Genomic DNA, 26,374 nt, shown 5'->3' with positions numbered 1-26,374 from the left:
CACCACCCTAAGGCGAGCGACCGGCGGAATTCAAGTGGCGCGGGCTTCACGCCAGAACATGTAAAGCCCCGAGCCTGCAATCAGGAAGATCCCGGCCCATGCCACCAGATCGGGCCATTCGCCGAAGATCAAGAGCCCCAGCAGGATTGCCATGGGCAGGTTGGCATATTCGAAAGGCGCGGCCAGACCCGCCTCACAAAGCCGGTAGGCCTGCGCCATCAGATAGGCGCCTGCGGTGCTGGCAATACCAATCAACAGCAGAACCGGCCAATCGCCCGGATCCGGCCAGACCCAGGCGCGCAACAGGAAGCCAAAGGGACTGTCCGGCCCCGGATCAAGGCGCCCGTCGCCCACGGTCAGGCCCATCAGCCCGGCCACGACGATAAAGCAAAGCTGCACATAGAAGGTCATCGTGGCGGCGGATTCTGTCGCGGCCATGCGCCGGGTCATCATATGGACCAGCGCATAGGACAGCGCAGCGATCACCGGAAACAGCATCGCGGGCTGAAACAACCCCATGCCGGGGCGCAGCATCACCAGCACCCCCACCAGCCCGACTGCCACGGCGGCCCAGCGGCGGGGCCCGACCTTTTCCCCCAGCAGCGGCACGGAAAGCGCGGTAATCAGCAAGGGGGCGACAAAGAACAGCGCCACCGCCTCGGCCATCTGCAATTCGGCCAGCCCAAGGAAGAAGCACAGGTTCGAGACGATCACCAGACAGCCGCGCCCGATCTGCTGCAGGGGCTTTTGCGTGCGCATCAGCCCCAGCCCGCCCGCAAAGGGCATCAGCAGTAAAACGATGATTCCCAAGCCGAACATGGCGCGGATCAGCACAAGTTGATGCAGCGCATAGCCGCCGGACAGGAACTTGATCGAGGCATCATTGACTGAAAAGATTACCGCGGCGGCAAAGGCCGAGGCCATGCCGATAACGACAAGCCTGCGGGCGGCGGCTTCGGCGGTTGTATCGGCCGCAGCGGGGCCCAGCCCCGCGACCGAGGCTGCGGCAAGATCGCCTACCGCAAGGTCCAGCGCATTCTCGGCGGGGGTTCCGGGTTGCGTGCCCGTCTGACTGGAAGGCTGCGGCAGGGTTTCGGGGGCAGGTAGAATGGACATGAGGCCATCAATCCCGCAGCAGGGGGCGCTGTCCCGCCTGTTCGCGACATGCGCTGTTCTGTCCTGCCCGTTGCTTCATCCCGCCTTGGCCTTTCGCATCACCCGTTCCAGCGCCTCAAGAAAGCGGGAACGATCAGCCTTGGAATAGGGCTTGCCCCCGCCCTGCCGGAACGGATCGGCACTGCGCAGATCAGCCATCAGATCGCGGGTCGCCAGCACCTGCCCGATATTGCGGGAATGAAGCTCGCTGCCGTCATGGCGCAGAACCATCGCGCCGCCCTCGATACAGCGCGCGGCCAGCGGAATATCCCCCGTCACCACGACGTCACCCGGCCCGGCCTCGGCCGCGATCCATTTATCGGCCTCATCCGGCCCGTCAGAGACAAAGACCGACCGGACCAGCGGATGCGCCGGGGGACGGATACCGCCATTCGAGACCAGCACCATTTCCACCCCGTGCCGGATCGCCACCCGTTCGGCCTCGGCCTTGACCGGGCAGGCATCGGCGTCGATGTAAAGCACTGTCATGCCAGCCCTTTCCGATGGCGCAGTCGCAGGCGCGGATCAGTCATAAAGCGCCGCGGCGTGGAAGGCGACATGTTCCTCCATGAAGGACGACACGAAGAAATAGCTGTGGTCATAGCCTTTCTGCATCCGGAAGATCGCATTCTGCCGCCGCGCCGCCATCGCCTCGGCCAGCGCTTCGGGCTTCAAAAGGTCCAGAAACTGGTCCGAGGCCCCCTGATCAATCAGGATCGGCCCGTCGAATCCACGCTTGCGCATCAGAAGCGTCGCATCATGGCCGGCCCATTTCGCCTCATCCCCGCCCAGATAGGCAGTGAACTGCTTGCGCCCCCAATCCGAGGCCGAGGGATGCGCAATCGGCGCCAAGGCGGAAACCGAACGGAAGCGTCCCGGAAAGCTCATGGCAATCGTCAGCGCGCCATGGCCGCCCATCGAATGGCCGGTGATCCCCTGACGCTCTTCCTCAAGCGGGAAGGCGCTGAACAGAAGATGCGGCAATTCCTCGGTCACATAGTCCCACATCCGGAAATGCGGGGCCCAGGGCTTCTCGGTCGCATTGACATAAAAGCCCGCGCCCTGTCCCAGATCAAAGGCATCATCATTCGCCACGCCTTCACCGCGGGGCGAGGTATCGGGAAAGACCAGCGCCAGACCGTGCTGCGCGGCCCATGCCTGCGCGCCTGATTTGACCATCGCGTTTTCATGCGTGCAGGTCAGGCCCGACAGATACCACAACAGCGGCACCGGTTCGCTTTCCGCCTGTTCGGGCAGGAAAAGGCCAAAGGTCATTTCGCAGCCCGTCACCTCGGAAGCGTGGCTGTAGACGCCCTGCACACCGCCAAAGGCGCGGCTTTCGGATACGGTTTTCATTCGGTTTCTCCTTCTCGGACGGTCAGGATCCCGGTCAGCGGCTTCTTTTTCTTGGCTACTGCCGGAACGGTCGCGGACGGGGCCGGATGGCCGACGACAAGGATCATCACCGGTTTTTCATTCTCGGGGCGTCCGCATAGGGAATTGAGGAATTTCATCGGGTTGGGCGTATGGGTCAGACAGGACAGCCCGGCATGATGCAGGGCCGTAATCAGCATCCCCGTCGCGATGCCCACACTTTCGGGCACATAGTAATGCTTGATCCGCTGCCCGTCCCGCATCCCCCAGCGCTGCGCGAAGATCACGATCAGCCAGGGGGCGACCGTCAGATGCGGCTTGCTGGCATCGGTGCCGATGGGTTCCAGCGCGGCCAGCCATTCATCGCCCCCGCCCCCGTCATAGAAGGCACGTTCCTCCTCTTCGGCGGCGGCGCGGATTTCGGCCTTCATTGCCGGGTCGGCAATGGCCACGAAATGCCAGGGCTGCTGGTTTGCCCCCGACGGTGCGGTGCCCGCCGCCGCAATGCAGGTTTCGATCACGCCGCGTGGCACGGGCCGGTCGCTGTAATCGCGCACCGAATGGCGCTGGCGCATCAGCGCCAGAAAGGCCCCGGCCGCATCCGCCATCTGTGCTTCGGTCAATTCGCGCCGGTCCGGCAGGGGCAGCGCCTCATAGACAGGTTTTTCCATCGCCTAGATCCCTCCCATCAAGGGGGTGACAAGGGCGATCACCAGCGTCACCGTGACGATGCTGAACGCGGTCGAAATCAGGATCGAGGTCGAAACCCGTTGCGGGGCCACCCCGAAATGTTGCGCAAGGATATAGGTATTGCCCGCCACCGGCAGGCTTGCCGCCGCGATCATCACCGCTGCCGCCTGTGGCTCCACATCGAACAGCCACAAGGCCCCCACCGCCACCGCCAGCGGATGTAGCACCAGCTTGCAGAAACTCAGCCAGCCCGCGACGCCCATACGCTCTGCCGATTTGAAGGCCAGCGAGGCGCCGATGGCAAAGAGCGCGCCCGGAGTTGCCGCACCCCCCAGAAGCGCCAGAAAATCATTGACCGGAACCGGCACGGCAAAGCCGGTTGCCGACCATGCCAGCCCCAGCGACATGGACACGATCATCGGGTTTTTCAGCAATCCCAGCGCCAGAACCTTGAAGATGCCAAGGCTCATCCGGCCCTGACGCGATCCGGTGATGATAAAGGTCACAAGGGTCGAGAAAACGATCAGGTCGATGGCCAGCATCATCAGGACCGGCCCCGCCGCCTGCGGCCCCAAAAGAACGACCAGCATCGGCGCGCCCAGAAAGCCGGTATTGCCGATGACCGCGCATTGCCCTTCAATCGCAGCCTCTTCGATGCGCACCCGCCGCCACAGCGCCACGCCCACGGCGAGCGCATAGACCAGCGCACATCCGAAAAGATAGGCCAGCAGAAATTCGTTCGAATAAACCTCCCCCAGCGACAGATTGGCCGCGAAGCGGAAGATCATCGCCGAAAGCGCGAAGTAGAAAACGAATTTCGTCAGCCAAGCCGTCGCCTCTTCGGTGAAAAAGCGGGTCCGGCCAGCAAGATATCCAAGCCCCATCAGCGCGAAAAAGGGCAGCGTCTTGAACAGGATCGGCAGCATCAGGGGGCTTTCACGGGACGACGCGCCACGGTTTCACGCCCAAGGCGCAGATGCAAGCCGCCGCAGCATCAGCCGCGCAGCCAGTCCGATGCCCGTTCCAGCCGGTCGCAGCCCGAAAACCGGGCAAGCCGTTCCAGCGCGCCGTCAAGCCGCGCCAGCCGGGCCTTGCCCATCGCGACGCCCGGTTCGGGCCAGAAGGCGCGCAGCCGCATAATCCCCTCATCGCGGAAGGCCTTGGCGTCCAGCCGCCCGATCAGGCGGTCGCCTTCCAGGACCGGAAAGACATAATAGCCATATTTCCGCTGTGCCTCGGGCACGAAAACCTCGATCCTATAGTGAAAACCGAACAATCGCTCGGCCCGGTTGCGGTCGCGCAGCGCCGGGTCGAACGGCGACAGGATGCGCAGGATGCCCGGAGGTTCGGGCACCGGATCCAGCACATCGGGCCGGGCATAGCTGCGCCGCAACGCTCCGTCGGCACCCGCGACATCGACCTCGATCACCTCTCCGCGTGCCAGTGCGGCCTCGGCCCAGATCTTTGCCTCGGCAGGCTTCACCGCCGCCCAATAGGCCGCGATCTCCCCCGCCGTGGCAAAGCCCAGCCGGTCCAGTGCCGAATTGCAGGCCCAGTCCAGATGCGCGCCCGCATCCGGGGCCGGGCCCAGATGCGCCGCCGGGATCACCCGTTCGGTCAGGTCATAGACCTTCTGAAACCCCGCGCGCCCCCGCACCGACAGAACACCCGTCCGCCAAAGCCATTCGAGCGCGGTCTTGGAGGGATGCCATTCCCACCAGCCGCCCTTGCTGCGCGCCTCCCCCTCGCCGACATCGGAACTGGTGACGGGCCCCTCAGCCTCGATCCGGCGCAGGATGGTGTCGAACTGGGTCTCATAGCCATCATCGAACCAGCGGTGCCGGTTCTGCTGCAACCGTTCGGCATTATGGGCAAAGCGGTGCCGCCACTGCGGAAACAACGCGACGGGCAGGATGGAGGCATCATGCGTCCAGTGTTCGAACAGCGCGCGGTCCCGCTCCATCAGCCGTTTCAGCGCCTCGGGACGATAGCTTTGCCGCCGCGCGAACAGGATCATGTGATGCGCGCGTTCAACCGTGTTGATGCTATCGACCTGAACGAACCCGATCCGGTCGATCAGATCGGCCAGCGCCTGCCCCTTGGCCGGGCCTGTCGGGCGTTCGGACAGGGCGTGGCGGTGCAGGAACAGATGGCGGGCGGGGCGGTTGGCAAGGACGGGGCGCATGGGCCGACCGTGGCGCTTTGGCACGGCGGCGTCAACGGGAAGCGGCAGCCGCTGCCCGCATCCGGGGCGGTCAAGCCAGGATCAGGCCGCGCCGCCCAATCCTGCCTCGGCAGCGATCACCGCCCGGCTTTTGCGGGCGCGTTCGGTCGCGGATTTCAACTGCCCGCAAGCGGCCATGATATCCTCGCCCCGGGGGGTGCGGATGGGACTGGCATAACCTGCCTTGTAGACGATATCGGCAAAGGCCTCGATCCGCTCCCAGTCCGACCGCTGATAGGGCGCGCCGGGCCATTCATTGAACGGAATGAGGTTGATCTTGGCCGGGATCCCCGCGATCAGCTTGACCAGCCGCCGCGCATCGGCATCGCTGTCATTCACATCCTTGAGCATGACATATTCAAAGGTGATGCGTTCGGAATTCGACAGACGCGGATAGTCGCGCAGCGCACCCAGCAGGGTTTCGATATTCCAGCGCTTGTTGATCGGCACCAGACGGTCGCGGACCTCATCGGTGGTGGCGTGGAAGCTGACCGCCAGCAGACAGCCGATTTCCTCGGCGGTGCGGGCAATTTCGGGCACGACACCGCTGGTCGAAAGGGTGATCCGGCGGCGTGACAGGCTGATGCCCTCGCCATCCATCACCACCTTCATCGCGTCGCGCACATTGTCGAAATTATAGAGCGGCTCGCCCATGCCCATCAGCACGACATTGGAAATCCGCCGCTCGGCGATGCTGCCCTGCCCCGGTTCCGGCCATTCGCCCAGATCGTCGCGCGCCAGCATCACCTGCCCCACGATCTCACCTGCTGTCAGGTTGCGCACCAGTTTCTGCGTGCCGGTATGGCAGAAGGAACAGGTCAGCGTGCAGCCGACCTGACTGGAGACACACAGCGTTCCTCGCCCCTCCTCGGGGATATAGACAACCTCGACCTCATGCCCGCCCGCGATGCGGATCAGGTATTTCCGCGTGCCATCCGCCGAGACCTGCCGGGTGACCAGTTCGGGCAGCGCGATTTCGAACTTTTCGGCCAGCAGGGCGCGATAGTCCTTGGCAAGATTGGTCATCGTCGCAAAATCGCGCACGCCCCAATGATAGACCCATTGCCAGATCTGCCCCAGCCGCATCTTTGCCTGCCGTTCAGGCGTTCCCGCCGCAATCAGCGCCGCGCGCAACTGGTCGCGGGTCAGGCCTACGATATTGATGAGCCCCGTCTCGGGCAGCTTGCGCGGAATCGTCAGCACATCCTGCGTGATCGGGGCGGTATTCGAGGCACTGTTCGGAGCGGGGGCAGTCATCGGCTCGGTTCCTGACAAAGTTCGGCGGCGGGGGATTGGCGGCGGGGGATCGGCACGTTGGGATCGGCTTGGGGCGGCAAGGGGATCCTATAGCGGATCGGGGGGCAAAACGGAATGTTTCAATGCAAAACGCCCCGGACCAACCGGGGCGCTGCGGAATTTCAGGGCAAACCGACCTACTTGCAGCGGTTCTCGGCCTCGGTCATCGCGGCGGTAAAGCCCTGAAGCGAGAATGTATCCCGCGTCTGGGTGCCGCGCGCCGAACGCGCGGTCACGACAGCCTGCGCGCCCCGCTTCATCGCGGTCAGCAGCGCATTGTCGTCATTGGCATTCGCGGGCCAGGCCCATTCCCCATCCGAGAACAGATCAAACGCCGTGCCGCCAATATCGACATTCACCGTCGATCCGGGCGCGAAAGGATAGCCGCCGGTAAAGGAAATCTCACCCCGCGCGCCGGCACCGGGGCGGAAGGTCACAAACATCAGGATATCGCCGCGCCGCACCGAAACGGCCTGACCGTCGCGCGTGTTCACGGTTTCCTTGGGTTTGGAAACACCCCAGCATTCCTTCGGCTCGTTCCAGACACAGACACTCCAGTCTGTCTGGGCGGAAACGCATTCGGTTTCCTGTTGCGCCTGGGCTGTCGTCACGCCAAGGGCCATATACCCTGCGCACAGTGCCGCTATCATGCGAAGTTTCATATCGTTCACAGCCTCCAGCTGTCCCTTGCCTCAATCCCCGACCACCAGGCTTGCGATGCCGGTTTTTCCAGTAGCGCGGGACCGTTCAACTCGATATCTGCTCCATAGCGCAAAACGGCCCTGCGGCGAAAGCCCCATGGGCATAAAATCGCGCATCCGTGAGAGGATGTGCAGACCCTGCGAGGCGGAACGGAGGACCCGAGATGACAGCACCGGTGGCAATGGCGGAACTCTGGCGTGGCGGGATGCTGGAAAGCACCCATCTGGGCCATGCGGTGATCTGCGGCGCGGATGGCGGGATCGAGGCGGCCTGGGGCGACCCGCAGGCGGTGATCTTTCCGCGATCCTCCTGCAAGATGCTGCAGGCGCTGCCCCTGATGGAAAGCGGCGCAGGCGCGGATTTGCGGGATGACCAGCTGGCCCTTGCCTGTGCCAGCCATCAGGGGGCGGCACTCCATACCGGCAAGGTGGCGCGCTGGCTGTCCGATCTGGGCCTGTCCGAATCCGATCTGCGCTGCGGCGCGCATGAGCCGTCCGACAGAGAGGAGCGTGAGCGCCTGATCCGTGCAGGGGAAAGCCCCTGCCAGTTGCACAACAACTGTTCCGGCAAACATGCCGGTTTCGTGATGATGAACCGCCATATCGGCGGCGATGCCGACTATGTCGACCCGGCCCATCCGTTGCAGGGCGCGATCCGCACCGCCTTTGAGGAAGTGACCGAGGAGACCAGCCCCGGTTTCGGCATCGACGGCTGTTCCGCGCCGAATTTCGCCACCTCGGTTCATGGACTGGCCCGCGCGATGGCGCGCTTTGCCACCGCGCGTGAGGATGGTGATGCCCGTGACCGAGCTGCCCATCGGCTGACCCGGGCGATGGCCCGCCATCCCGATCTGGTGGCCGGTGAAGGACGCGCCTGCACCGAACTGATGCGCGCGATGGAGGGCCGGGTCACCATCAAGACCGGGGCCGAGGCCGTGTTCATAGCGATCCTGCCCGAACAGAAAAAGGGCATTGCGCTGAAGATCACCGATGGCGGCACGCGGGGGGCCGAGGCCGCGATCTGCGCGTTGCTGGTGCGGCTGGGGGCGCTGGACCCCGATCACCCCGCCACCCTCAAGCGGCTGAATGCCGTACAGAAAAACTGGCGGGGCATCGAGACGGGCATCCTGCGCGCCGCCCCCGGCTTTGCCTGAGGTTCAGCCGCGCAGGATACGGCACTGGAAACAGTTGTTGCGGGCGGAACGCACATCGACAAAGGCGATTTCGGGCCGCGCCAGCAGGCTTGCCGCGTATTCCGCCAGTTCGGCGCGCGGCACCACCCTGCCCGTGCCATAGACGATACGCTCCCGCCCGCAATAGGCTTTCAGCAGGTAATCCACGCTTGTCGTCAGGATCGGCGGCAGGCCCGTTCCCGACCAGCGCGGGCAGGCCGCGGCGCAGAGAAAGATCGGCCCGGTTTCGGCATAGGGCTGCAACGCGCCAAAGGGCCGATGCGCTAGGATCAGCATATCGCGGCCGTCGGCTATGTCCGACAGGCAATGACGACAGGGATTGCCCCGGCCCGTCGCACGCGCCCGTTCGGCGCGCATGCCATAGGCATCGGGCCTGCCTGCGCGCAGCCCTGCCACAAGATCACTGTCCAATGCGCTGAAACGGATTGTCTGCATCTTCGTTCTCTCCCTGCCATGTCGGTGGGGAAGGAATGCCGCAATCCGCCTGCCCGCCGCGACCCGGAACCTGCGCAAAGCCTGCGCAGCACCATTCAGGTCCGGCGGCTTCGGCCCCGGGTTTGACCGGCAGGAAAGCGTTCTGCATCTGCGGCCCTCAACCAACATCGCCGCCAGCCCCTTTCGGGACCGGCGGCGTCTTGAGAGCATAGCGGATCGGCCCGGCAATCCGGACTGGGTGGGGGCATGAAAAAGCCCGGATCACCGTGCTGACCGTCTTCGCTATGAGGGTATTTCTGACCTGTGAAAGCGGCAGCAACGGGGCCGGATGACGGCGCGGGCGGGGTCATTGCGGGGCGCTTTGGCGGCGCGCTGCGGTATGGCCGGGGCCCGGATCTGCAATCAGGGCCGGGTTTCTGGCAGACCGTCGGAGAAGATTTTCACCGCAAACTTTGGCGTTCCGGCGCAAGCGGGTGCTTGATTTGCCGGTCAACTGGCGTAATCATTTGCCGATGACTGCAAATTCCCCAACCCCTTTCACCGCCCCCTATACCGATCAGGTCAGTTTCGACCGGAAGGAACTGGGGGTGATCCTGTCGCTTTATGGCCGGATGGTCGCCATGGGCGAATGGCGCGATTACGGCATCTCCAGCCTGCAGGATCTGGCGGTCTTCTCGGTCTTCCGGCGCACCGCCGAAACCCCGCTTTACCGGATCGAAAAGCGCCCGAAACTGCGCAACCGGCAGGGCATCTATGCCGTGGTCGGCATGGAGGGACAGGTGCTGCGGCGCGGGCATGACCTTGCGGCTGTGCTGCGCGTGCTGGAGCGCAAGCTGATCCGCCCGGTGGATTGACCGCCGCAATGATGCATCCGGGCAGGCGCAACCTGATTACCGATATCGCCGGGCTGCGTGTGGGCAATGCCGCCGATGCGGCGCTCAAATCCGGCGTGACGGTGCTGACCGCCGACCGGCCCTTCACCGCCGCCGTGTCGATCATGGGCGGCGCGCCGGGCACGCGCGAGACGGATCTTTTGGCCCCTGACCGTCTGGTGCAGCAGGTGGATGCAATCACGCTGTCAGGCGGGTCTGCCTTCGGGCTGGATGCGGCCTCGGGCGTGGCGGGCTGGCTGGCAGCAAGGGGACGCGGCTTTGCCGTCGGGGCGGTGCGGGTGCCCATCGTGCCGGGGGCAATCCTGTTCGACCTGACCAATGGCGGGCGCAAGGACTGGCTGGAGGGGCGGGGTGCAAACCCCTATGGCCCGCTGGGGGCAGTAGCCTGTGACGACGCATCGGACCATTTCGACCTTGGCAGCGCAGGCGCCGGCACCGGCGCGATGACTGGCCGCTGGAAGGGCGGGCTTGGCTCGGCCTCGGCGGTGCTGCCCTCGGGGCTGACCGTGGGCGCACTGGTCGCGGTCAATGCGTTGGGGTCGGTCACAGTGGGGGAAACGCGGAATTTCTGGGCCGCCCCCTGGGAGATCGGCACCGAATTCGGCGGGCTGGGCCTGCCGGGGCAGTTCCCCGGCGCCGAAACGCCGCTGCCCCGCAAACGTCTGGGCGAGGCCACGACCATCGCCATCGTCGCCACCGATGCAGACCTGACACAGGCCGGGGCGCTGCGCATGGCCACGGCCGCGCAGGATGGCATGGCCCGGGCCATTGTGCCCAGCCATACCCCGCTGGACGGCGATCTGGTCTTTGCTGCAGCGACGGGAGAGAAAACCATGACCGATCCGCTGACCGACGGTTTCACCCTTGGCCATGCCGCCGCCTGCTGCCTTGCCCGCGCCATCGCCCGCGCGGTCTTTGCGGCCCGGCCCGCGCCCGGAGACCTGCAACCCTGCTGGCAGGACGGCTAGAGCGACCGGGGCGGCAAACCCGTCCCGTGGGTTTGGGCGCCCTTGTCCCGGAGGTCTTCCGCGCTGACCGCCCGAAACACCGGATCCCCGTTGTGGCCCGCGCTTTGTGGGTTCGACGCGCCTTGACGCTTGGCAAGGCGGGTAACTCCACTACCTGATATGGACCAGTTCCAGCGCTCACCATCGCCCCATCGCAGATTGCACACTCGGGTCGGGTGAGAAAGTCGGTCTGGCGAATAACGTTCAGTGACGGTCGCCCTCCCTTTCAATACTCCCCGCAGCCCTCCCGCCCGAAAACCGTTCTGCTGCAACATTCGGTGCCAATCACTGCAGGAATGCGTGGCGAGCTACACTCCCGCCCCAGATTTCCTGGGAAATCAATCGGGCGTTTCTGCAGCCGCTTTCGCAAGCCCCTGACAAAACGCCATATTTTATTGGATTTTCTGGTGACCCCGACAGGATTTGAACCTGTAACCTGCCCCTTAGGAGGGATTCATTCATTTTCCTGATCCTTCTTTGTTTTCTTATGCTTGAGCGGTCGAGGGTCGGTCGGTTGTACATAGTTTGTACGAAACCGCGCCCTGACATCGGCCTCATCCGTCTCGGCGTGGGCATAGATGCGCATGGGCAGATTGGGGTCTGACCACCGCCCGGCCTTGGCCGCCGTGACCGGATCGACACCTTGGCGCACCACCAGTTCGGTAAAGAACCCGTGCCGCCCGGCGGGGTGCGCAGACAGGTACGGGATGTCCGCGCGCTTGCAGATCGTCTTCCAGCGGTTGTTGTAGCCGGTCGGGCTGCCGTACCCGAATACGCGCGGCGACAGCAGTTGACCCGTCTTGAGGTTCTTGGGCCGCTTGGGCTTCAGCGCGACCAGCTCGGCCATCATCTGCGGCGAAACCGTAACCCAGCCTTCCGGGTGGCCTTTCTGCGCCTTAACGCGAACCTCGCAGGTTGCGGGCCGCAGATCATCCGGTTCGATGGACACTGCCTGATCGATGCGCGCTGCCGTCTCGAACATGAACCGGACCAAGGCCGCGTTGTAGGGATCGGCGACGGCACAGAACGCCTCGATCCAGTCACGCGTCGCCGGGATGCGCTCAATGCGGCTGGGCTTGCGCCGCCGCTGGTCCTGCGCGATGCGCTCGAACTTGTCGTAGCGCTTCACCCGCAGAAGCGGGGTGCCCTTATGCTCATGCGCATTGTTGATGACCGCCCTTGCTGGCGTCACGATCTCGCGCCACCAGGTGTCGGTGCAGGCATTCGGCTTCAGCTTGCGGCCAAGGCTTTTCAGCAGCGCGCCGGTGATCGCGCCCAGCGGCATATCCCCGATCTCGTCCAGGATTGGCAGAAGCTGTTTCGCGGTCTTGGCAGACGGATGGTAGAAATCGACCGCATCGGCAAATCGCAGACTGTGCTCTTCCCCGATCAGGTATTTGCGGACCTGAAGCTGCGTTTCGTCGTTTATCCAGTCCCTTGCGCCAGCTTCAGTAGTCGCTCGCGTGCTTTGGCGGTATGGACCGGCGATCGGTCGGCCATTGTATTCGACCCAGCCCTTGACCCAGAAGACGGAGCCACGCTTGTAGATTTCGAGCGGCATGCCTGTCCTTCCTCGAAGATGGTGTCAATTTGCGCGGGCGTGATTAGCATGGTGCGCCCCAACCGGAAGAACGCGCCGGTATCGTTCGCCTTTTCGCGCAGCGTCCGCTCGGAAATCTCGATCCCATGGTCAGCCATGATCTCGACCCACTGGGCCGGGGTCTTGCCGATGGTGAGGATCTGGGAGCTTTCAGTTGTCTCAATCTCCGCCACTTGGATCGTCCTTTCTTGCATGTGTTCACGACTGCGCCTACGCATAGAATCGCTTGCTCAGCACCATCTGGCGTGTTTGAATGGGATAAAACGTAATAATGCGTCATTTTGTGCGATGATTGCTCAACATGGCGCTATGGTCAACCGGAAAACGCGCATGACGCGAGAGACATCGGATATTTTCGTCGCCATGGGGGCTCGCCTTGCGATTACCCGGAGCGAGATCGGTCTGTCGCAAGCGGCGATAGCCGAAGCTATCGGCGTTTCGCATCGCGCCTACCACAGCTATGAAAAGGGAAAGCGGGGTATCCCGGTCGAAGCGCTGGTCGCGATGAACGAGAAGTTCGACATCGATGTGGCTTGGCTTCTGCTCGGTACAAAATCTGTACGCGAGGCGCATGACTTCGAGGCGCTCAAGGGTTTCGAGGCCTCATTGGACCGATATCTGACGGAGCAAAACATCAGGATCAAAAGCGAAAAGCGGGGGGCAATCGTCTCCCGCTGGTATCAATCGCATGTCGAGGGCCGCGAGGTCGCCACCGACGACGTGCACACATGGATCGAATTTGGAAGGGACTAGACCTTTGAAAAGACCGAGCGACAAATGGCAGGATGTGCGTAAAGCAGCATTGGAGCGGGCACGACGCACAGCGGTAGAACCCCTGAATCCCTTGTATTCTATCTACTTCGGCGTATGCGTTTGCTACCTGGCTGGCTTGTTGCGCTTTCAGTTCTTCGATCCTTCGGCCGGTTTCACCTGGGTCACTGCGACTCAACTTCTGATCGTTGCGGTCGCTGGTGCTCTTTTGCCAATCCTCACTGGATCGGTGCTCACGCTGCATTTCGCCAACCGAAAGCTGCAACGTCTGGCGGACGAATGCGGAGCAAGAGATCGCGAGTAGGCTAAGATGAAGCGCGACCCCAACACCTGTCCCACACACCCGGGCGAACTGCTCCGCGAAGATCTGATCCCTGCGACGGGGGAGTCCAAGGCAGGGTTCGCACGGTTGCTCGGCATCTCGCGCCAGCACCTGCATAGCGTTCTGGCCGAGCGCAAGCGGGTCAGTCCGGAGGTCGCTGTGCGCTTTGCCAAGCTTTTCGGGAACGAGCCCCTGTTCTGGATCAGGATGCAGGGTGTCTATGACGTCTGGCATGCTTGCCAAGACGTGGATGTTTCGGGGGTGCCAACGCTAATGCCCCCCGAGCGTCTGTATCGAAGGATCACCTGATTGTTTCGAACGACCGCTTGCCATCAACAATCTCGCCCGACAGTAAGCGGTTCGAATGATCTCCAAGCCCTGTCGTTCTCATGACCCGGCCCGCGGCTCAGAGCAGGTGGTTCAATCCGCTCTTCCGAAGAAAGCCCTGCATCTCATCTGATATCGGGCGCGCTATGTCGAACTCCCCGAACCGGCCTACGAAGCGCTGCCAGTTCCTGCTCAGCCAGCCCTTTCGCCGTTCCGCCGGGGCGATCCAGATCCAGTCCAGTCTCATCCTTTCATCCGCCTCGGAATGCGACGGCCTAAAACAACAGGCGCCAACAATCCTGGAGTCGTCGTCGACAAAAAGAAAGGCGACCGCCCCCACATCGGAGGTCGGGTCCCACTGGATAAAGTCAAACCCCATCTCGCGCTTGAATAGTTTCGCTCTTCGATGAACCGCTATCCGCTGCCAGGGTGGGGAGTCTTCCTCTACCCAGACGGCGTCCGGGTCGCCGTCGAGCGCGGCCCTCATCGCTCGGGACGGCTCCGGATTCAGAGTCGAAATCTTCTTGCGATGGAAAATCCGATGGTCATGCTCATCAGGCTTATACCCGCTGACATACCGCATACCGCAGTCCTCACAGGTTACCACAACCTGGGCGCGGGGCTCAACGTAATCGGGCGCGGTGACCGTCAGGATGGCGGGGCGTCCGTCAGCGCCTTTGGTGACCTCGACGCTGTATCCGGATGAGGTGACAAAGATTTCCACGTCACCGATCGGCGTTATGATCGGATCTGTTCCCACGGTTACCGGCCCCATCTTATGGCGCTGCTCAAGATACCAGAGGGCCGTGATCTCCTCGTCAGAGACATGGGTCTGGCGCTCGGTATGCCCGACCACCCATGAACACAGCTCGGCGGCGTTCGTTTCAAAGCCAAGGCGTTCGAGCCAAATCAGAAGACAGGCGGCGCCGGCGATGCTGACACCCATGCCACCGCTGAAGTCGTGATCCTTGGTCTGAGGCTTAAATCCAACGACACGCTGGCCAACCTCCAGCTGTCCAGACAGCCGTTCAACGTCTCGAAGCGCGGTCCAGTCAACCCTGGCGTCTTGCGCCGAAATCAGGTCGTCAACCTGATGAAGATGGACCCAGCCTCGCTTCCGGATCTCGTTTGTGAGAGCCCGCCCCCCCGAATTCGGTTGTCCTGGCCCTGGCCGCCTAAGGGCCTTCACCACGTCCGCAAGCTCGTCAGCTTTTAGGTGAACGTAATTAACAAATGTCATGCCTGTCGCCTGCTCTCACCCGCGCCTTCGCACAGGCTATGAGCAAACGCCCCTTCTCGCATCAACTATCGGGGGAGGCGGCCGGCGCGTAACCGCGTCCTGCCTTTTGACAAGTCAAGCCGGCCCTCGCCGCATGCGCCTCACCTCGGCGGTTTTGGCGCGCACAGCTGTCAAGCAGGACTTCGAGAGTTACCCAGCACGGCCCCGCCAAGGCTCAGGTCTGTCGAAAAATGAGCACTCAGGCTGGCGACAGCAAGACAGGCCGTTCGCTTGTGCCGCGGAGGCACGGCCCTTACCAGCCGGTCGGTACCTATAAGCGCTGCAGCTAGAGCTCCCCAATGCTGCCGGTCGATGAACCGCAGCGATTACTCAACATCATGACAAGTATGTGTGGGCACCCCTTGTTGCGCTGCATAGCAGCCTCGCCAAGAAGATCAGGCCTGCTTTTCCCGGTAGTGTTGGCTCAGACGCTGCAATGCACACTCCGCGCCGGCGGCCCACCAAGCGCACGGCCCCTGTAGTATTGTCTTGCTTTTCAGAAATTTAGGGCAATGCTTGCCGTTGTGCCCAAAGGAGAACCATCCATGTCTGTACTAGACATTCCCCTTCGAAAGGCCCTCCAGCTATTTTATGCATCGCCAAAGGTGCGGCGTAAAATTCTAAAAGAAGATATTCGGCTGGATCTCCAAAAGGAGAGCGGCAGCAGCAGGAGTCAGGGCGGAGATTTCTATCAGCCTTTCTGGTCCGATGTAAAGATTCATATGTCTGGGCAGGGAGACATATCGGAGCTAACGGAACAAAGAATAAAGGCAAATAAGGGGTGCGCTCGTTTATATCCGCTCCTGAAAGGCGGCATTTTGGATCTGATAAATAAGAAATTACGATGGTCTAACGAACCATTAGAGATACTCCCGCAAAGCGCTCACGGCGTTCTGGAGTTCGAAGATCTAGGCGGGGTAATTCGAATAAAAGATGCTCTTTATGCGCGCGTGAGGGGGGAGTATACTCGTGTGGTCTACCCTTACTTTAGTGAAGATCCAGCTCTTCCAGAGGAAGGCGGCAGACTGGGCTTGTGGGCGATGCAGATGGCGCTAAAAAGTTTTAACCCAGATGATATGCGTTTGATTGACCCACTGCGAAAAAGGTTCTTTTCTCCACAAGTGTCTCCATTGCAGGGAGATGAAGAGGTCGTGTTTCGCAAACATTATGGCACTCTGATAGATGACAGAGAGCGAATGAGCCATGAGTGAGCCCATGGGATCATCGAAGCCGGTCCTCTTCTGCCGTTCAGCTCCTCCAGGGTGCTTCTCCGTAGCGGCCATTCATCCTTGTCGCAGCGAAATCGACAGGGCAGTGTCAGCGACGCGGGACTAAGCTGCCGTTCGCTTGACTGGAGTCAATGACCGCTCACAGCATAAACCTATCGACCGTTCTCCTGTTCTTTGATGACGACCGAGGGAGGGGCAAAGTCTGCTTTCGCAGCGTTTGAAGGTTATCTACCCCATCGGGCGGGGTCCAATTGACCCGCCAAATTTATTCCTCAAATGGAAATTTGAGCATCCCTAATAGACCGCTCCAACTGTTCCAACCTAGGAATCATCAATTGAATCTCCGACAACGCTGCTTTCCAATGATCTTGGTTGTCCGTAGGGTTTACGATCGAATTGAGCTCATTATCAAGTACCGTAGCGGACTTCTTTATTCTTCTTTGCACGGCATCTTCGAGGTCCAACGGCGCTTTTGTCCGCAGGCAATCAATGGTCTCACCTAGTTTTGCAAGATCATCTTGTTGATCTCTACCAGTTCTTCGATCAAGCGGCATACCAGCGGTCCAAGGGGCGACCGCCTCTTTGGCGGCTTCCATGGTAGCTATTAAATTTCTGAGACGCCTCAAATCTTCATCTGCATTGCGTTTCTTAAGAACCGTTTGGACAGCCTTTTTTGCGTCGTCTGCTTTCCAGTAGGCAGCGCCAGAAATCACCAGACCAAACACCGTGAGCATAAGAGAAATAATGTCCATCATTCCGCCGCCTTACTTGCGGATTTCTGGATGGACGGCGGCTTCGAGGACTTTCATCAGATCCTCTTTGCGCATTGGAAAGCGGTGCTGATAATCAATCTTGCGCCACTCAATGAGCATCCTCTCATAAATCTGCCGCGTCGGCATGTGGGAGTTGAAGTAAAGCTCTTCTTTGAGTGGGAGATGCGTAAACCGTCCAAGTCGTTCAACAGTGAACGCTGCAAATCCCATGAACTTGGACTCGTTGTTTCCGTCATATCCCCTGAATCGCGTGAAATGCTCTTTATGCAGATCTTCTAGGCCCAAATCTTGGATCGTCCGATCTATGGACAAAAACATATCCATAGCTTCCCAGACCTCTTTCGACTCCTCGGGTGTCATGGCGTCGTTGCCATCCAAAATATAGTCCATACCCATGTCGTAAACGAACGAATACCCCTGTTCGACAGCTTCACGTTGGACCGCGAGTTCATCCGCTTCGTTGGGATAGAGTGCTTCCAAAATCCTTAATTGGTTGGACAGGTAATATCGCTCCAGTTTGCTCAGTTCCATGTGTTCCTTCTTTCGCGCTCAGTGGGCAGTCAACCACGCGGACTTCAGCACAGAGGGGACGGTTTGAAAAGGATCTCTGCGCATAACTGCCATCGGCGCATCACGCAGCATTCGTTACTCTGGGCTCGCTGCGGTCATGCGGCATCGCAGCATGGGTCTTTCCTTCGCGCGTCCCAGTCCGTCGGCTTGGTCGGCCCACAGCTACCGTTGACCTCTTCGCTTCGACGCGGCGGCGCAATCCATCATTGCGGACATTCTCCGCTTGGCTTTGATCTGTCAACGGATGCGGCCCAAGCAGTTATGCACATAGGTTCCCACCGGTGTTCATGCGGACGGAACAATCTGCCCCCTATCCATGCGCCGCTGAGGCGGTACAGTGGGTCATGTGAAGGAAAGCATTGCAGCGACGGAATCCACTCGGTATTGGACACTTGTAGCCCTTTGCGCTAATGTTCTTGTTATGTTCCAAGGTGGAAAATCACGGGATAATCCGGCAAAATGTAGGGGAGTCATGGAGCAGCTAGAATTTTCAGCACTTGATTTTGCGAACCGTGCCGTATCGCCTTTCATCGAGCTGGGAGCGTATGAGGCATTGTGGGACCGTGACAGCGTCAGCTTCAAGACCATCGCATCCCAGTTTGCCGCTGCACCAGGCGCGGTGCCATCGGATTTCGTCGACAGAAAAACGGCCGGTACCTACGCGAACGACGTGCATCGTCTACTAAGGGATGCCGGTGTGGCGCATTATGGCGTCAGAGTGCATGGCGCAGGTGAGTACCCCGACCGGCTGCGCGACGCGGATCATCCTGTAGAGCTGCTCTATTATCAAGGCTGGTGGGAACTGGTAAACTCGCCGCGTTCCATCGCCATTGTCGGCACGCGCAACCCGTCCGAGGAAGGCATCAAGCGTACGCGGAAATTGGTTCGCTCTCTGCTCGGGGATGACTTTACCATCGTATCCGGTCTTGCCAAAGGGGTCGATGCGACGGCGCACAGCACGGCCATTTCCGAAGGCGGGCGCACCGTCGGAGTGCTGGGCACCCCGTTGTCGCATTCCTATCCAAAGGAAAATGCGGCGCTCCAGCGTGAAATCGCCAAGAACCATCTGCTTATCAGCCAAGTTCCGGTGCTGCGTTATGACAGACAGCCCAACCCGACAGCGCATCGTCACTTCTTCCCCGCGCGGAACATCACAATGTCAGCACTGACTGATGCAACGGTCATCGTGGAGGCCGGTGAAACATCCGGCACTTTAGTGCAAGCGCGTGCGGCACTGAAACAGGGGCGGCAACTATTCATTCTGGATAGCTGCTTTCAGAATAGTAAACTGACATGGCCGCACACCTTCGCGGAGCGCGGCGCTATTCGCGTGCGGGATTACAATGACATCCGCGAACGACTCCTTCCCAGAACGTCTCACTAAGATTGACGCGCTCACGCGGGTCGATCACCATCATCTTCGTGAAGAAGATGATTGCTTCTTTCTGGGTGAATACTCGGCACGGATGGGCTTTGCCCACAGCGCAACGAATAACCTCATCATCAATTTCAAAAAGCCGATGGATCGGCGTGGCACCAATCAATGGCCGTACAAAGCCGCCAAGATTACCCAGGCTGCACGGGCACTTTTCAAGGCGATTGGAGCATCTGATCTTCGGCAGTACACTTTCGTCCCTGTGCCGCCGTCAAAGTTTCGCGTTGATCCAATGTATGATGACAGGATGATGTCCCTGCTGAACCAACTCAGCGGCTTTGTGCAGCGGAATCATGGTTACGCACTCGACATACGGGAGTTGGTGTCGCAGACATGCAGCACGGCAGCTGTTCATGACGGTGATCGCCGTCCCTCGCCGGATGAGCTTGCCCAGCTCTACCAGATCGACGCGGCACAACTCGCCAATGTCAGGGATCGAGTCGTAATCTGCGACGATGTACTGACGACCGGATGCCACTACCGTGCGATGCAAAGCGTTCTTTCAGACGCCCTGCCCGCAGCCACGTTTCGGGGCGTGTTTCTGGCACGCCGCATACCAGAAACCACTAATACGGAAGATTTCGACTGGTAGCGTGATAGCGCTCTTCTCATGCTGTCTCGTCGCGCGCATTCAACAACTTTAGAATGAAGCGGAATGGTAAAACTTTGATTTGACGCGCAATTTAGATCCCTTGACCTTGCGCATCTGACCACAGTATTTGGGACGCAGTTGCCGTTCGCCGCGCCTGCACCCGAATAGAAGCGAGCTATGGCGTGGCTAATCGCACCACTGAACCCGACCCCGCCGCACCCAAAAGTGCGACCGGCATCCAGTCTTGCGCCAGACGGAGGGAGACAATGTCGGCCTTCTCTCTCGATCAGCTCCAACGTCCCAGCGAGGCTTTGCCTCAGCGATGACTAGGAGTTCGATGATGTCTCCACAACCACAGGGGCAGCGCATGCCGACACACCAGTCCTCACCGTCATCGCGCGCCAGCACGAGATCACGACGCGGCATGGATTGAGGCAGACTGTCCCCTTCGATCACGATCAGTCGCCGCGGGGGTCCGAACCGTGCCCAAACGTCGCGCCACCACTTCCGAATGTCCATCATCGATCCGCCCTCCGCGGCTTAAGTAATGGAAGGCCAAGCAGCGGCTCCAGATCACCGCGCGCTAAGAGGCCAAGACTGGATCGGGGAAACGCTACTTCCGCAGTGAACTCTTCTTCGCTCGCAGCCAGGCTGAAACCCGTGCGGGCATAATGCCCGTTGGGGTCCAGTCGGAAAGGGTAAGCCCGCGCAATGAACTCATTCATCGCTGCCGCCGCGACCCGCATGTTGAGGGTGATCACTGAGGGGGCCTCTTCAATCATGCCTTTAATATATCCCGCTTCGAGTTCGTGCCGGTGGGCGCCAGGAGCCGTGCGGCGCAGGTACTCCGCGCGCAAGCTGGCGGGTGAGTACACTCCGCGATCCAGCAACGTGGAACCGCCTGGTTGAACATAATCCACCCGACCGCATACATCTGCGATCGCCATTCCTCGTGCAGCTTTGCGGAGCGGGATCACCACGCCCATGTCGAAGAGTGGAAGCAGGAACGCCTGAGCGATGAAGTCTGCCATCTGGCGAGCCTCAAGCGTATCAACGCAGCAGAACAGCACATCAGCCTGGCTGGCCGACAGCACCGCCTCCCGGCTCGTGATGGATGCCGGTATGGCCGTCGCGACGCCTTCGCCGCGATGACTGGCGACTGCGGAAGCGAACATTTCGACCTTGAGCCGGCGCTCCCCGGCGTCAGCTTGGGTGGCGTTCAAGATACGATTCAAGTTGTGGGGTTCGATGCGGTCGAAGTCGATCAGGTCAACACTGCCGAAGCCCAGACGGGCGGCTTGCTCGCCTATGATCGAGCCGGTGCCCGATACTCCGATCACGACAGCACGCAGGCGCCCCAGCTCACGCGTCATACCGCTTGTGAATGCGACGGGCCGATCAGCGAATCTGGACGGTGGATGCTCGCCAGTCCAGATCAGGTCGATGTCATCACCGATCACTGACACGAGATTGATTGGCCAGCACGTTCCGTCTTGGGCGTACAGGCGCCCACGCACCCGTCCATCCGGGATCATGATGGCGGAACCGTGAAGCGAGCCGAGGGCCTCAAACAGGCCAAGCATCACCCGAGCGTCGCTTTGGTCGTCAGCTTCGGAGAAGTCGAACAGGCCGCCAGGGTGGGAATGGATCAAGATGAGGGACAGATTCTCCGCCTCGGCCAGATCGATCGCCTCTTCGATCCAAAGACCAGGCCAAACGATGCGGTCGGGTTCACGCAGCGTGCAGTCCTCATAAGGCACGAGGACAGCCTTGCGGACGAGTAGGCGCTGACGAGGGCCCGGCACGCGGGCGCAGACAAGAATTGCCGCAGCCTCACAGCCATCGCCAGGGAAGAGATGCCGGCGGACGCAATCAAGCGTCGCTCCGGCGAAGCTGAGCGTCCAGTTCGGCATCATTCCCCAACTTCCTTGCTGAGCGCCGACTCGACGAGCGCCAGATGCGTGACGACATTGTCGGACGAAGGATTCCACTCCGAACCCGGCCCACGATGGCGCGACCAGCCATTGTAGGGAACGCCCAGAATCGTCGCAGGAATGTGAGTGCAGTCGATCGCGCGGCCGGACACGAGCGCAAGCGGCGGATAGGTGTAAAACATATCGATCTGGGCTGCCGGGTAAGTCGGCGGGATCTCAAGGGCGAGGCGCGTCTGAATAGCGCTGAAGCCGGCCGGAACGGGATAGTGGTGGATGACCAGCCAACGCCTCCCGCCGTCATTCACCGTCTCCCACTTATAGCCGCTGCAATTGAGATAGGTTTCATCCACCTCCAGCACGTCGAAGTCCCGGCGAGGCGCCGGAGGCGCCTCACCGTTGTTAACTTCCTTCGGCGTCAGCCGGATCTTCTCGATGCCCGGGGTGCGCAGATCGACAACATCAGTCAACGCGACTTCGCGCTTCGGCTGACCCGCCACCTTCAAGAAGATGTGCCAGCTCTGGGCGACATCGAAACCGGCCTTCATCATCGCGTCGCTCACGACGATAGTCGGCGTGTTGGACACGATGGTCACACCTTGAATATTGAGCTTCCAAGACGGCTTCCGGCCTACGAAAGCTTCGACCCCGTGCCCGTCCAGATCAACCAGGTCCTGATCACCGATCTCGCGATCGGGTTCATCAACCTGCTCGAGGTAGACCGCGACGCCTACGGGCAGATGACCGAGCTTGCGAACAATTGCGCCCGAGACGATGCGGCACGGCCACTGGAAGCGCTGACCGTCGATGGTGATGAAGTAATCGCGATCAGTCTCGACGATCACGAACCGGCCATCGTCACGTTTCAGGTCCACGGTCTCGCTCGGGCGAATATCCTCAAGTTCGCCGTTCGCAAGCACCTGCAGCACAACGGCGTGCTGCTTCGGCTTGAAGCCAGCTGCAGCGGCGAGCTGGGCGCCGGTCGGCGTCAGGTCGTCGATCAGCACGTTTCGGTAGGTCAGGGTCTCATCCGCAACCTCGATGCGGCGACGCTTGCCGCGATCCGCGGCGTCTTCACTCAACTCAGTCATTTCACACTCCAGATTCTCCGGCCAATCGCCGATGTCGCTAAAATGAGAATGCGTGCTAAGTTTGTCAAGCATCAACTTTGCTCGCTTGACGAACTTATCGACTTGGCCGATATTCCATACGCTGGACCCCGTGTCCGGTTCGCGGAGGAGCCCGCATGACCGATGGTGAAACTGATGCAACCGTCCGGCCAACCAACCTCGGCCAGATCATAAAAAAGGCCCGTAACGATCTACAGATGTCGCAACGCGACGTTGAGGAAGCTACCGGCAAGGAGATTTCAAATGCCTACTTGAGCCAATTGGAGAGTGGAAAAATCACCAAACCCTCTCCGCACATCCTATACGCCCTCTCGACCGTCTTGGCGGTCCCTTACGAGACGCTGATGGAGCGAGCGGGCTACATCGTGCCATCGGCCCAACGCCCTGCCGACGCCAAGCATGGGCGGGCCGCGACGTTCGCGGTCGATAATCTAACGGCCGATGAGGAAGCGGCCCTCTTGGACTACCTCGCATACCTACGCACCAAGAAGGGCTGATCATGCAGCGACCGGACGACTGTAGCTTATCCCCAAGTCAGCTCGCCCGGGTTCGCGGCGAGGCCGAGCGTGCGCTGCGCGAAGCGGGCGCGCTCGGCGTCTTCCCGACGCCGGTTGAGGCGATCATGACCGTTGCTAAGGTTGAAGAGGTGAAAGAAGATGTCCTTAGCCCCAAGTTCATAGACAAGCTTCGGTCAGGCGCTGAGCAAGCGGGCGGTGCTCTCAAGCGGGCCGTGGGCAAGGTGATGGGCCTGTTCCACGCCAGCGCCGGTCTGGTCTACCTGGATCAGACGATGATGGCGGTGAAAAAGCGCTTCGTACGACTGCACGAGTCCGGACACGGCTTCATGCCCTGGCAGCGTCCGATGTACGCTTTGGTCGAAGACTGTGCGAATGCCCTGGAGCCCGATGCGGCTGAGCTTTTCGATCGTGAAGCCAACGTCTTCGCAGCCGAAGTCCTGTTCCAGCTCGACAGCTTTCGTGACATGGCCGAGGGCGAAAAGTTCAGCATCTGGACACCAGTCAGGCTGGCGAAGAAGTTCGACGCGTCGATTTATGCGTGCGTGCGACAGTACGTATCCAAAAATCATCGCGCCTGCGCAGTCGTGGTGTTGAACATGCCCGAATTCGTTGAGGGCGATGGCTTCCGCGCCACCCTACGACGTCCCGTTCAATCTGATAGTTTCACGACAATTTTCGGCGCTCACGACTGGAAGCCTGTCTACACGCCCGACGACGATATCGGCGCGCTGATACCGATCAGCGGCCAAAGGTCATCCGGCCAAAAATCTCTTGTCCTGCTGGACCGCAACGGCGACCGCCATGAGTGCGTCGCTGAGTCCTTCACACAGACCCACCAAGTCTTTGTTCTCATCCATGTGATTAAAACGCTAGCCGCGCCGCGACCTATTTTCCTCACAGCAGTTTAGACTGCCTCCGCAAGCATCGCAGCAATGTCGCATGCGGATAGCCCAGATCGCCTTGATCCATTTTTAGTTGCCCGCCTCGGGTTTTAGCGGTTTACCTGCATACTTAGTGACAAGATCAACCTATCGCGCAGGGGCGGCATGGCGGAAATCAACTTCGCAACAGTGTTGCTTGGGGCGGCAGGCTTCACGGAAGGCAACGTCAACGAGACGTATCGTGGCCAGGTTTTACTTCATGGCGGAGAGATTAGGCAGGCAATAATCAAGGATCTCGATCTGATCGAGCTCTGCAACGAGCTACTCGCCTTCTGCCTGGCCCGTCGGCTTGGCCTGCCCATCCCCGACAGTTTCCTTGGTTTGGTCCGTCCCGACATACTGAGCGTGAACAAGGCACCAGCACTGCCCGATGGTTCCCGTTTGGTTTTCGTCAGCACCGATGTGAAGGTACCGAACGTCACATTTCGGCTTCGCGCGTCAACACCGATAGGTCAACGTGCCATCATCGACCAAATCTCGAAATGGCCAGACTTGGGCAAACTCTATGCATTCGACGCCTGGATTGCCAACATTGACCGCCATTGCGGCAATCTTCTTTTCGGCAGCGTCGGGGATACATGGCTGATTGATCACGGCCACTGCTTTACCGGACCGACTTGGGGGCCATCCGATCTCGACCCCGCCAAAGAGTTTGCCAGTCGGCTGTCCGAGTGGATGACTCCTTTCCTGAGTACTGATCAAAAGGATACACGACGCACAGAAGCGCAAGCGGTCGAGGCTGCGCTGGCAGGGTTTGATGCCGAGGAACCCACTAAGTCCAGCCGCGTCGTGGATCTGATGCCGATGGATTATATTGACGCCCTGAAGCAGTTCCTGACGCAGCGCAGCGCTCAGGTCACTTTCCATGCCAGCAAAGCGCTTAATGTGCCGGTGATGTTATGACCCTTAGACTGGACACCAGCCGTTTCCCGTCACTGAAGGAGAGCGTCCGCGCTCACTGGGCACCGATCCTGCTTGAGCCAATTTCGGGATCTGATGAGAGATTTGTTATTGGTGTTGCTGCAGCGAATGCCACTGGATTTCACGTCGAACTTGCGAACTGCCATGAAAAGCTGACATGCCTCTACGGCGAAAGCGCGCCTACCATCGTCAACGCAATTACCTTGGCTGGCATGTGCTTGCGTGAGGACTTGGCGGAACGGTCGATTGAGGCGCTATTCTCCCCTGACCCTCCGGTTTCCGGTGTTACAATTGGAAGGTGTCGGGAGGCAGAAGGGGTTAGTTTAGAGGCCTTGACCCAAAGCTGGATGGCTGCGCTTTCGTCTTTGTATTCACCTCGCACCACCCACGATGTGCAGTCCTTGACGATGTTGGCGGTAGGTGATGCCGAGAGCCAACGGGCAGGAGACCGACTCCCCTTCTTGGTATGCGATTTCGTCAAATCCAAACGCGAAGGCTTCGGGGAGTATTTCAGTACCGACATCAGAGAAGCGCGCGCCCGGCGTTCCAAGGGTGGAAGCCACCGCGTCGTCATTGATTTCGCGGGACCTAGACTGGTCGCCAATTTCGGGACACTAAAAGCTGGCGCCATCACGAACTCGGTGCATCTGATCAAACGGCGTCTATGGGACCTCAAGGTTGAGCGCGATCGGGATCCGCACAGCATCTTGGCTAGAGCACATGAGATGATCCTGCATCGCCCGCCAAAGGATGACCCGCAAGTTTCTGACCAACAGCAAGCCAACATCAGCGAGGCGCTGGAAGACCTTGAACAGCAGGCCGATCAAGAAGAATTGCGCCTGCTTGCGCTCGATTCAGTTCAGTCCATTGGCAACCGCGTTCTGCAATACGAATTGGCGGCATAGTTGTGCCCGAAGGCAGTGTTGACAGTTTGTCAATCTGAGCTACTCCCCGAAAATCGGACAGTGACGGAAGCTACGATCTGACGTCTGCTGATCTCCAAGAACGAGGAGATCAGGACATGAGGAAACGCAGGAACCATGACGCGGGCTTCAAGGCTCGTGTGG

Annotated in this window: 29 protein-coding genes; 13 read left to right on the top strand and 16 right to left on the bottom strand. The window is 60.5% G+C overall.

Annotated features, from left to right (window positions below; translation table 11 throughout):
• Positions 1–30 precede the first annotated feature (30 nt).
• From JL811_RS12420 to JL811_RS12385, 8 genes are all read right to left on the bottom strand, one after another.
• Positions 31–1,116 carry a DMT family transporter gene (locus JL811_RS12420; RefSeq protein ID WP_237684956.1) on the bottom strand — a complete coding sequence of 362 codons (1,086 nt, stop codon included), beginning with the start codon at positions 1,114–1,116 and terminating at the stop codon, positions 31–33.
• Between the two features lie 75 nt (positions 1,117–1,191).
• The gene (locus JL811_RS12415) at positions 1,192–1,644 is read right to left on the bottom strand and encodes a YaiI/YqxD family protein (protein WP_202689021.1); all 453 of its coding nucleotides are present in this window, start codon (positions 1,642–1,644) and stop codon (positions 1,192–1,194) included.
• 36 nt (positions 1,645–1,680) lie between these two features.
• Positions 1,681–2,511: an S-formylglutathione hydrolase gene (gene fghA / locus JL811_RS12410; RefSeq protein ID WP_202689020.1), complete on the bottom strand. Its 831-nt coding sequence runs from the start codon at positions 2,509–2,511 to the stop codon at positions 1,681–1,683.
• Positions 2,508–3,200, bottom strand: a complete 693-nt coding sequence (locus JL811_RS12405; RefSeq protein WP_202689019.1) for a nitroreductase family protein — start codon at positions 3,198–3,200, stop codon at positions 2,508–2,510. Before JL811_RS12405 ends, fghA begins: the two co-directional genes overlap by 4 nt.
• A 3-nt stretch (positions 3,201–3,203) precedes the next feature.
• Complete coding sequence (locus JL811_RS12400) at positions 3,204–4,145, bottom strand: AEC family transporter (RefSeq protein WP_202689018.1); 942 nt, start codon at positions 4,143–4,145, stop codon at positions 3,204–3,206.
• Between the two features lie 68 nt (positions 4,146–4,213).
• On the bottom strand, positions 4,214–5,404 hold the full coding sequence (locus JL811_RS12395) for a winged helix-turn-helix domain-containing protein (RefSeq protein ID WP_202689017.1): 1,191 nt from the start codon (positions 5,402–5,404) through the stop codon (positions 4,214–4,216).
• Between the two features lie 81 nt (positions 5,405–5,485).
• Positions 5,486–6,700, bottom strand: coding sequence for a dual-specificity RNA methyltransferase RlmN (gene rlmN, locus JL811_RS12390; RefSeq protein ID WP_202689016.1), 1,215 nt, complete (start codon positions 6,698–6,700; stop codon positions 5,486–5,488).
• Positions 6,701–6,876: 176 nt separating this feature from the next.
• Positions 6,877–7,401 (bottom strand): invasion associated locus B family protein, encoded by a 525-nt coding sequence (locus JL811_RS12385; RefSeq protein ID WP_237684955.1) that lies wholly within the window; start codon positions 7,399–7,401, stop codon positions 6,877–6,879.
• A 203-nt stretch (positions 7,402–7,604) separates the two neighbouring features.
• Between JL811_RS12385 and JL811_RS12380 the strand changes: the two genes are divergently transcribed.
• Positions 7,605–8,594 carry an asparaginase gene (locus tag JL811_RS12380; RefSeq protein ID WP_202689015.1) on the top strand — a complete coding sequence of 330 codons (990 nt, stop codon included), beginning with the start codon at positions 7,605–7,607 and terminating at the stop codon, positions 8,592–8,594.
• Positions 8,595–8,597: 3 nt separating this feature from the next.
• On the opposite strand, the gene JL811_RS12375 is transcribed toward JL811_RS12380, so the two are convergent.
• A complete protein-coding gene (locus JL811_RS12375) occupies positions 8,598–9,068 on the bottom strand; it encodes a DUF1203 domain-containing protein (protein WP_202689014.1) in 471 nt (156 codons plus the stop codon).
• Positions 9,069–9,580: 512 nt separating this feature from the next.
• On the opposite strand from JL811_RS12375, the gene JL811_RS12370 reads away from it, so the two are divergent.
• Entirely contained in the window at positions 9,581–9,922 is a 342-nt protein-coding gene (locus JL811_RS12370; protein ID WP_202689013.1) for a DUF2794 domain-containing protein, read from the top strand.
• An 11-nt stretch (positions 9,923–9,933) separates the two neighbouring features.
• Positions 9,934–10,929 (top strand): P1 family peptidase, encoded by a 996-nt coding sequence (locus JL811_RS12365; RefSeq protein ID WP_202689289.1) that lies wholly within the window; start codon positions 9,934–9,936, stop codon positions 10,927–10,929.
• Between the two features lie 493 nt (positions 10,930–11,422).
• On the opposite strand, the gene JL811_RS12360 is transcribed toward JL811_RS12365, so the two are convergent.
• A complete protein-coding gene (locus tag JL811_RS12360) occupies positions 11,423–12,529 on the bottom strand; it encodes a tyrosine-type recombinase/integrase (RefSeq protein WP_202689012.1) in 1,107 nt (368 codons plus the stop codon).
• A 48-nt stretch (positions 12,530–12,577) separates the two neighbouring features.
• Between JL811_RS12360 and JL811_RS19980 the strand changes: the two genes are divergently transcribed.
• From JL811_RS19980 to JL811_RS12345, 3 genes are read left to right on the top strand one after another with little or no spacing between them, the layout of a single operon-like run.
• Positions 12,578–13,321, top strand: a complete 744-nt coding sequence (locus JL811_RS19980; protein WP_237684954.1) for a helix-turn-helix domain-containing protein — start codon at positions 12,578–12,580, stop codon at positions 13,319–13,321.
• 4 nt (positions 13,322–13,325) lie between these two features.
• Complete coding sequence (locus JL811_RS12350) at positions 13,326–13,643, top strand: hypothetical protein (RefSeq protein ID WP_202689011.1); 318 nt, start codon at positions 13,326–13,328, stop codon at positions 13,641–13,643.
• A 6-nt stretch (positions 13,644–13,649) separates the two neighbouring features.
• Positions 13,650–13,970, top strand: a complete 321-nt coding sequence (locus tag JL811_RS12345) for a HigA family addiction module antitoxin (protein WP_202689010.1) — start codon at positions 13,650–13,652, stop codon at positions 13,968–13,970.
• Between the two features lie 97 nt (positions 13,971–14,067).
• Here JL811_RS12345 and JL811_RS12340 read toward each other — a convergent pair whose 3' ends face one another.
• Complete coding sequence (locus tag JL811_RS12340; RefSeq protein ID WP_202689009.1) at positions 14,068–15,228, bottom strand: C2H2-type zinc finger protein; 1,161 nt, start codon at positions 15,226–15,228, stop codon at positions 14,068–14,070.
• A 584-nt stretch (positions 15,229–15,812) separates the two neighbouring features.
• On the opposite strand from JL811_RS12340, the gene JL811_RS12335 reads away from it, so the two are divergent.
• A complete protein-coding gene (locus JL811_RS12335; RefSeq protein ID WP_202689008.1) occupies positions 15,813–16,478 on the top strand; it encodes a hypothetical protein in 666 nt (221 codons plus the stop codon).
• A gap of 290 nt (positions 16,479–16,768) precedes the next feature.
• Here the strand turns inward: JL811_RS12335 and JL811_RS12330 are convergent, their stop codons facing one another.
• Positions 16,769–17,251, bottom strand: a complete 483-nt coding sequence (locus JL811_RS12330; protein WP_202689007.1) for a hypothetical protein — start codon at positions 17,249–17,251, stop codon at positions 16,769–16,771.
• A gap of 9 nt (positions 17,252–17,260) precedes the next feature.
• Complete coding sequence (locus tag JL811_RS12325; RefSeq protein ID WP_202689006.1) at positions 17,261–17,800, bottom strand: YfbU family protein; 540 nt, start codon at positions 17,798–17,800, stop codon at positions 17,261–17,263.
• Positions 17,801–18,311: 511 nt separating this feature from the next.
• On the opposite strand from JL811_RS12325, the gene JL811_RS12320 reads away from it, so the two are divergent.
• Together JL811_RS12320 and JL811_RS12315 are read left to right on the top strand one after the other, a co-directional pair.
• The gene (locus tag JL811_RS12320; RefSeq protein WP_202689005.1) at positions 18,312–19,223 is read left to right on the top strand and encodes a DNA-processing protein DprA; all 912 of its coding nucleotides are present in this window, start codon (positions 18,312–18,314) and stop codon (positions 19,221–19,223) included.
• On the top strand, positions 19,183–19,866 hold the full coding sequence (locus JL811_RS12315) for a hypothetical protein (RefSeq protein WP_202689004.1): 684 nt from the start codon (positions 19,183–19,185) through the stop codon (positions 19,864–19,866). Before JL811_RS12320 ends, JL811_RS12315 begins: the two co-directional genes overlap by 41 nt.
• 186 nt (positions 19,867–20,052) lie before the next feature.
• Here JL811_RS12315 and JL811_RS20365 read toward each other — a convergent pair whose 3' ends face one another.
• Genes JL811_RS20365 through JL811_RS12305 form a run of 3 tightly spaced genes read right to left on the bottom strand, consistent with a single transcriptional unit; the run spans position 20,053 to position 22,960 of the window.
• Positions 20,053–20,385, bottom strand: a complete 333-nt coding sequence (locus JL811_RS20365; protein WP_475636550.1) for a ubiquitination-like system serine protease family protein — start codon at positions 20,383–20,385, stop codon at positions 20,053–20,055.
• The gene (locus tag JL811_RS12310) at positions 20,385–21,782 is read right to left on the bottom strand and encodes a ThiF family adenylyltransferase (protein WP_202689003.1); all 1,398 of its coding nucleotides are present in this window, start codon (positions 21,780–21,782) and stop codon (positions 20,385–20,387) included. Before JL811_RS12310 ends, JL811_RS20365 begins: the two co-directional genes overlap by 1 nt.
• Positions 21,779–22,960: a multiubiquitin domain-containing protein gene (locus tag JL811_RS12305; RefSeq protein ID WP_202689002.1), complete on the bottom strand. Its 1,182-nt coding sequence runs from the start codon at positions 22,958–22,960 to the stop codon at positions 21,779–21,781. Before JL811_RS12305 ends, JL811_RS12310 begins: the two co-directional genes overlap by 4 nt.
• Before the next feature lie 83 nt (positions 22,961–23,043).
• Between JL811_RS12305 and JL811_RS12300 the strand changes: the two genes are divergently transcribed.
• The 4 genes from JL811_RS12300 (at position 23,044) to JL811_RS12285 (ending at position 26,212) form a co-directional block, all read left to right on the top strand.
• Positions 23,044–23,424 (top strand): helix-turn-helix domain-containing protein, encoded by a 381-nt coding sequence (locus JL811_RS12300; RefSeq protein WP_202689001.1) that lies wholly within the window; start codon positions 23,044–23,046, stop codon positions 23,422–23,424.
• 2 nt (positions 23,425–23,426) lie between these two features.
• Complete coding sequence (locus JL811_RS12295) at positions 23,427–24,353, top strand: ImmA/IrrE family metallo-endopeptidase (protein WP_202689000.1); 927 nt, start codon at positions 23,427–23,429, stop codon at positions 24,351–24,353.
• Between the two features lie 138 nt (positions 24,354–24,491).
• Positions 24,492–25,289, top strand: coding sequence for a HipA family kinase (locus tag JL811_RS12290; RefSeq protein ID WP_202688995.1), 798 nt, complete (start codon positions 24,492–24,494; stop codon positions 25,287–25,289).
• Complete coding sequence (locus JL811_RS12285) at positions 25,286–26,212, top strand: hypothetical protein (protein ID WP_202688993.1); 927 nt, start codon at positions 25,286–25,288, stop codon at positions 26,210–26,212. The genes JL811_RS12290 and JL811_RS12285 overlap by 4 nt, the downstream gene beginning before the upstream one ends.
• Positions 26,213–26,374: the final 162 nt, after the last annotated feature.

Origin of the sequence: Szabonella alba, assembly GCF_016765775.1 — a bacterium.
GTDB lineage: Bacteria > Pseudomonadota > Alphaproteobacteria > Rhodobacterales > Rhodobacteraceae > Szabonella > Szabonella alba.
The sequence above is the reverse complement of the archived record's forward strand: the minus strand, read 5'-3'. Positions and strand labels throughout refer to the sequence as shown.

Bases quoted from the DNA above. Each gene is read 5' to 3' on its own strand.
- JL811_RS12420 (WP_237684956.1), bottom strand. From the start codon at position 1,116: ATGTCCATTCTACCTGCCCCCGAAACCCTGCCGCAGCCTTCCAGTCAG.
- JL811_RS12415 (WP_202689021.1), bottom strand. From the start codon at position 1,644: ATGACAGTGCTTTACATCGACGCCGATGCCTGCCCGGTCAAGGCCGAG.
- fghA (WP_202689020.1), bottom strand. From the start codon at position 2,511: ATGAAAACCGTATCCGAAAGCCGCGCCTTTGGCGGTGTGCAGGGCGTC.
- JL811_RS12405 (WP_202689019.1), bottom strand. From the start codon at position 3,200: ATGGAAAAACCTGTCTATGAGGCGCTGCCCCTGCCGGACCGGCGCGAA.
- JL811_RS12400 (WP_202689018.1), bottom strand. From the start codon at position 4,145: ATGCTGCCGATCCTGTTCAAGACGCTGCCCTTTTTCGCGCTGATGGGG.
- JL811_RS12395 (WP_202689017.1), bottom strand. From the start codon at position 5,404: ATGCGCCCCGTCCTTGCCAACCGCCCCGCCCGCCATCTGTTCCTGCAC.
- rlmN (WP_202689016.1), bottom strand. From the start codon at position 6,700: ATGACTGCCCCCGCTCCGAACAGTGCCTCGAATACCGCCCCGATCACG.
- JL811_RS12385 (WP_237684955.1), bottom strand. From the start codon at position 7,401: ATGAAACTTCGCATGATAGCGGCACTGTGCGCAGGGTATATGGCCCTT.
- JL811_RS12380 (WP_202689015.1), top strand. From the start codon at position 7,605: ATGACAGCACCGGTGGCAATGGCGGAACTCTGGCGTGGCGGGATGCTG.
- JL811_RS12375 (WP_202689014.1), bottom strand. From the start codon at position 9,068: ATGCAGACAATCCGTTTCAGCGCATTGGACAGTGATCTTGTGGCAGGG.
- JL811_RS12370 (WP_202689013.1), top strand. From the start codon at position 9,581: ATGACTGCAAATTCCCCAACCCCTTTCACCGCCCCCTATACCGATCAG.
- JL811_RS12365 (WP_202689289.1), top strand. From the start codon at position 9,934: ATGCATCCGGGCAGGCGCAACCTGATTACCGATATCGCCGGGCTGCGT.
- JL811_RS12360 (WP_202689012.1), bottom strand. From the start codon at position 12,529: ATGCCGCTCGAAATCTACAAGCGTGGCTCCGTCTTCTGGGTCAAGGGC.
- JL811_RS19980 (WP_237684954.1), top strand. From the start codon at position 12,578: ATGGTGCGCCCCAACCGGAAGAACGCGCCGGTATCGTTCGCCTTTTCG.
- JL811_RS12345 (WP_202689010.1), top strand. From the start codon at position 13,650: ATGAAGCGCGACCCCAACACCTGTCCCACACACCCGGGCGAACTGCTC.
- JL811_RS12340 (WP_202689009.1), bottom strand. From the start codon at position 15,228: ATGACATTTGTTAATTACGTTCACCTAAAAGCTGACGAGCTTGCGGAC.
- JL811_RS12335 (WP_202689008.1), top strand. From the start codon at position 15,813: ATGTCTGTACTAGACATTCCCCTTCGAAAGGCCCTCCAGCTATTTTAT.
- JL811_RS12330 (WP_202689007.1), bottom strand. From the start codon at position 17,251: ATGATGGACATTATTTCTCTTATGCTCACGGTGTTTGGTCTGGTGATT.
- JL811_RS12325 (WP_202689006.1), bottom strand. From the start codon at position 17,800: ATGGAACTGAGCAAACTGGAGCGATATTACCTGTCCAACCAATTAAGG.
- JL811_RS12320 (WP_202689005.1), top strand. From the start codon at position 18,312: ATGGAGCAGCTAGAATTTTCAGCACTTGATTTTGCGAACCGTGCCGTA.
- JL811_RS12315 (WP_202689004.1), top strand. From the start codon at position 19,183: ATGACATCCGCGAACGACTCCTTCCCAGAACGTCTCACTAAGATTGAC.
- JL811_RS20365 (WP_475636550.1), bottom strand. From the start codon at position 20,385: ATGGACATTCGGAAGTGGTGGCGCGACGTTTGGGCACGGTTCGGACCC.
- JL811_RS12310 (WP_202689003.1), bottom strand. From the start codon at position 21,782: ATGATGCCGAACTGGACGCTCAGCTTCGCCGGAGCGACGCTTGATTGC.
- JL811_RS12305 (WP_202689002.1), bottom strand. From the start codon at position 22,960: ATGCTTGACAAACTTAGCACGCATTCTCATTTTAGCGACATCGGCGAT.
- JL811_RS12300 (WP_202689001.1), top strand. From the start codon at position 23,044: ATGACCGATGGTGAAACTGATGCAACCGTCCGGCCAACCAACCTCGGC.
- JL811_RS12295 (WP_202689000.1), top strand. From the start codon at position 23,427: ATGCAGCGACCGGACGACTGTAGCTTATCCCCAAGTCAGCTCGCCCGG.
- JL811_RS12290 (WP_202688995.1), top strand. From the start codon at position 24,492: ATGGCGGAAATCAACTTCGCAACAGTGTTGCTTGGGGCGGCAGGCTTC.
- JL811_RS12285 (WP_202688993.1), top strand. From the start codon at position 25,286: ATGACCCTTAGACTGGACACCAGCCGTTTCCCGTCACTGAAGGAGAGC.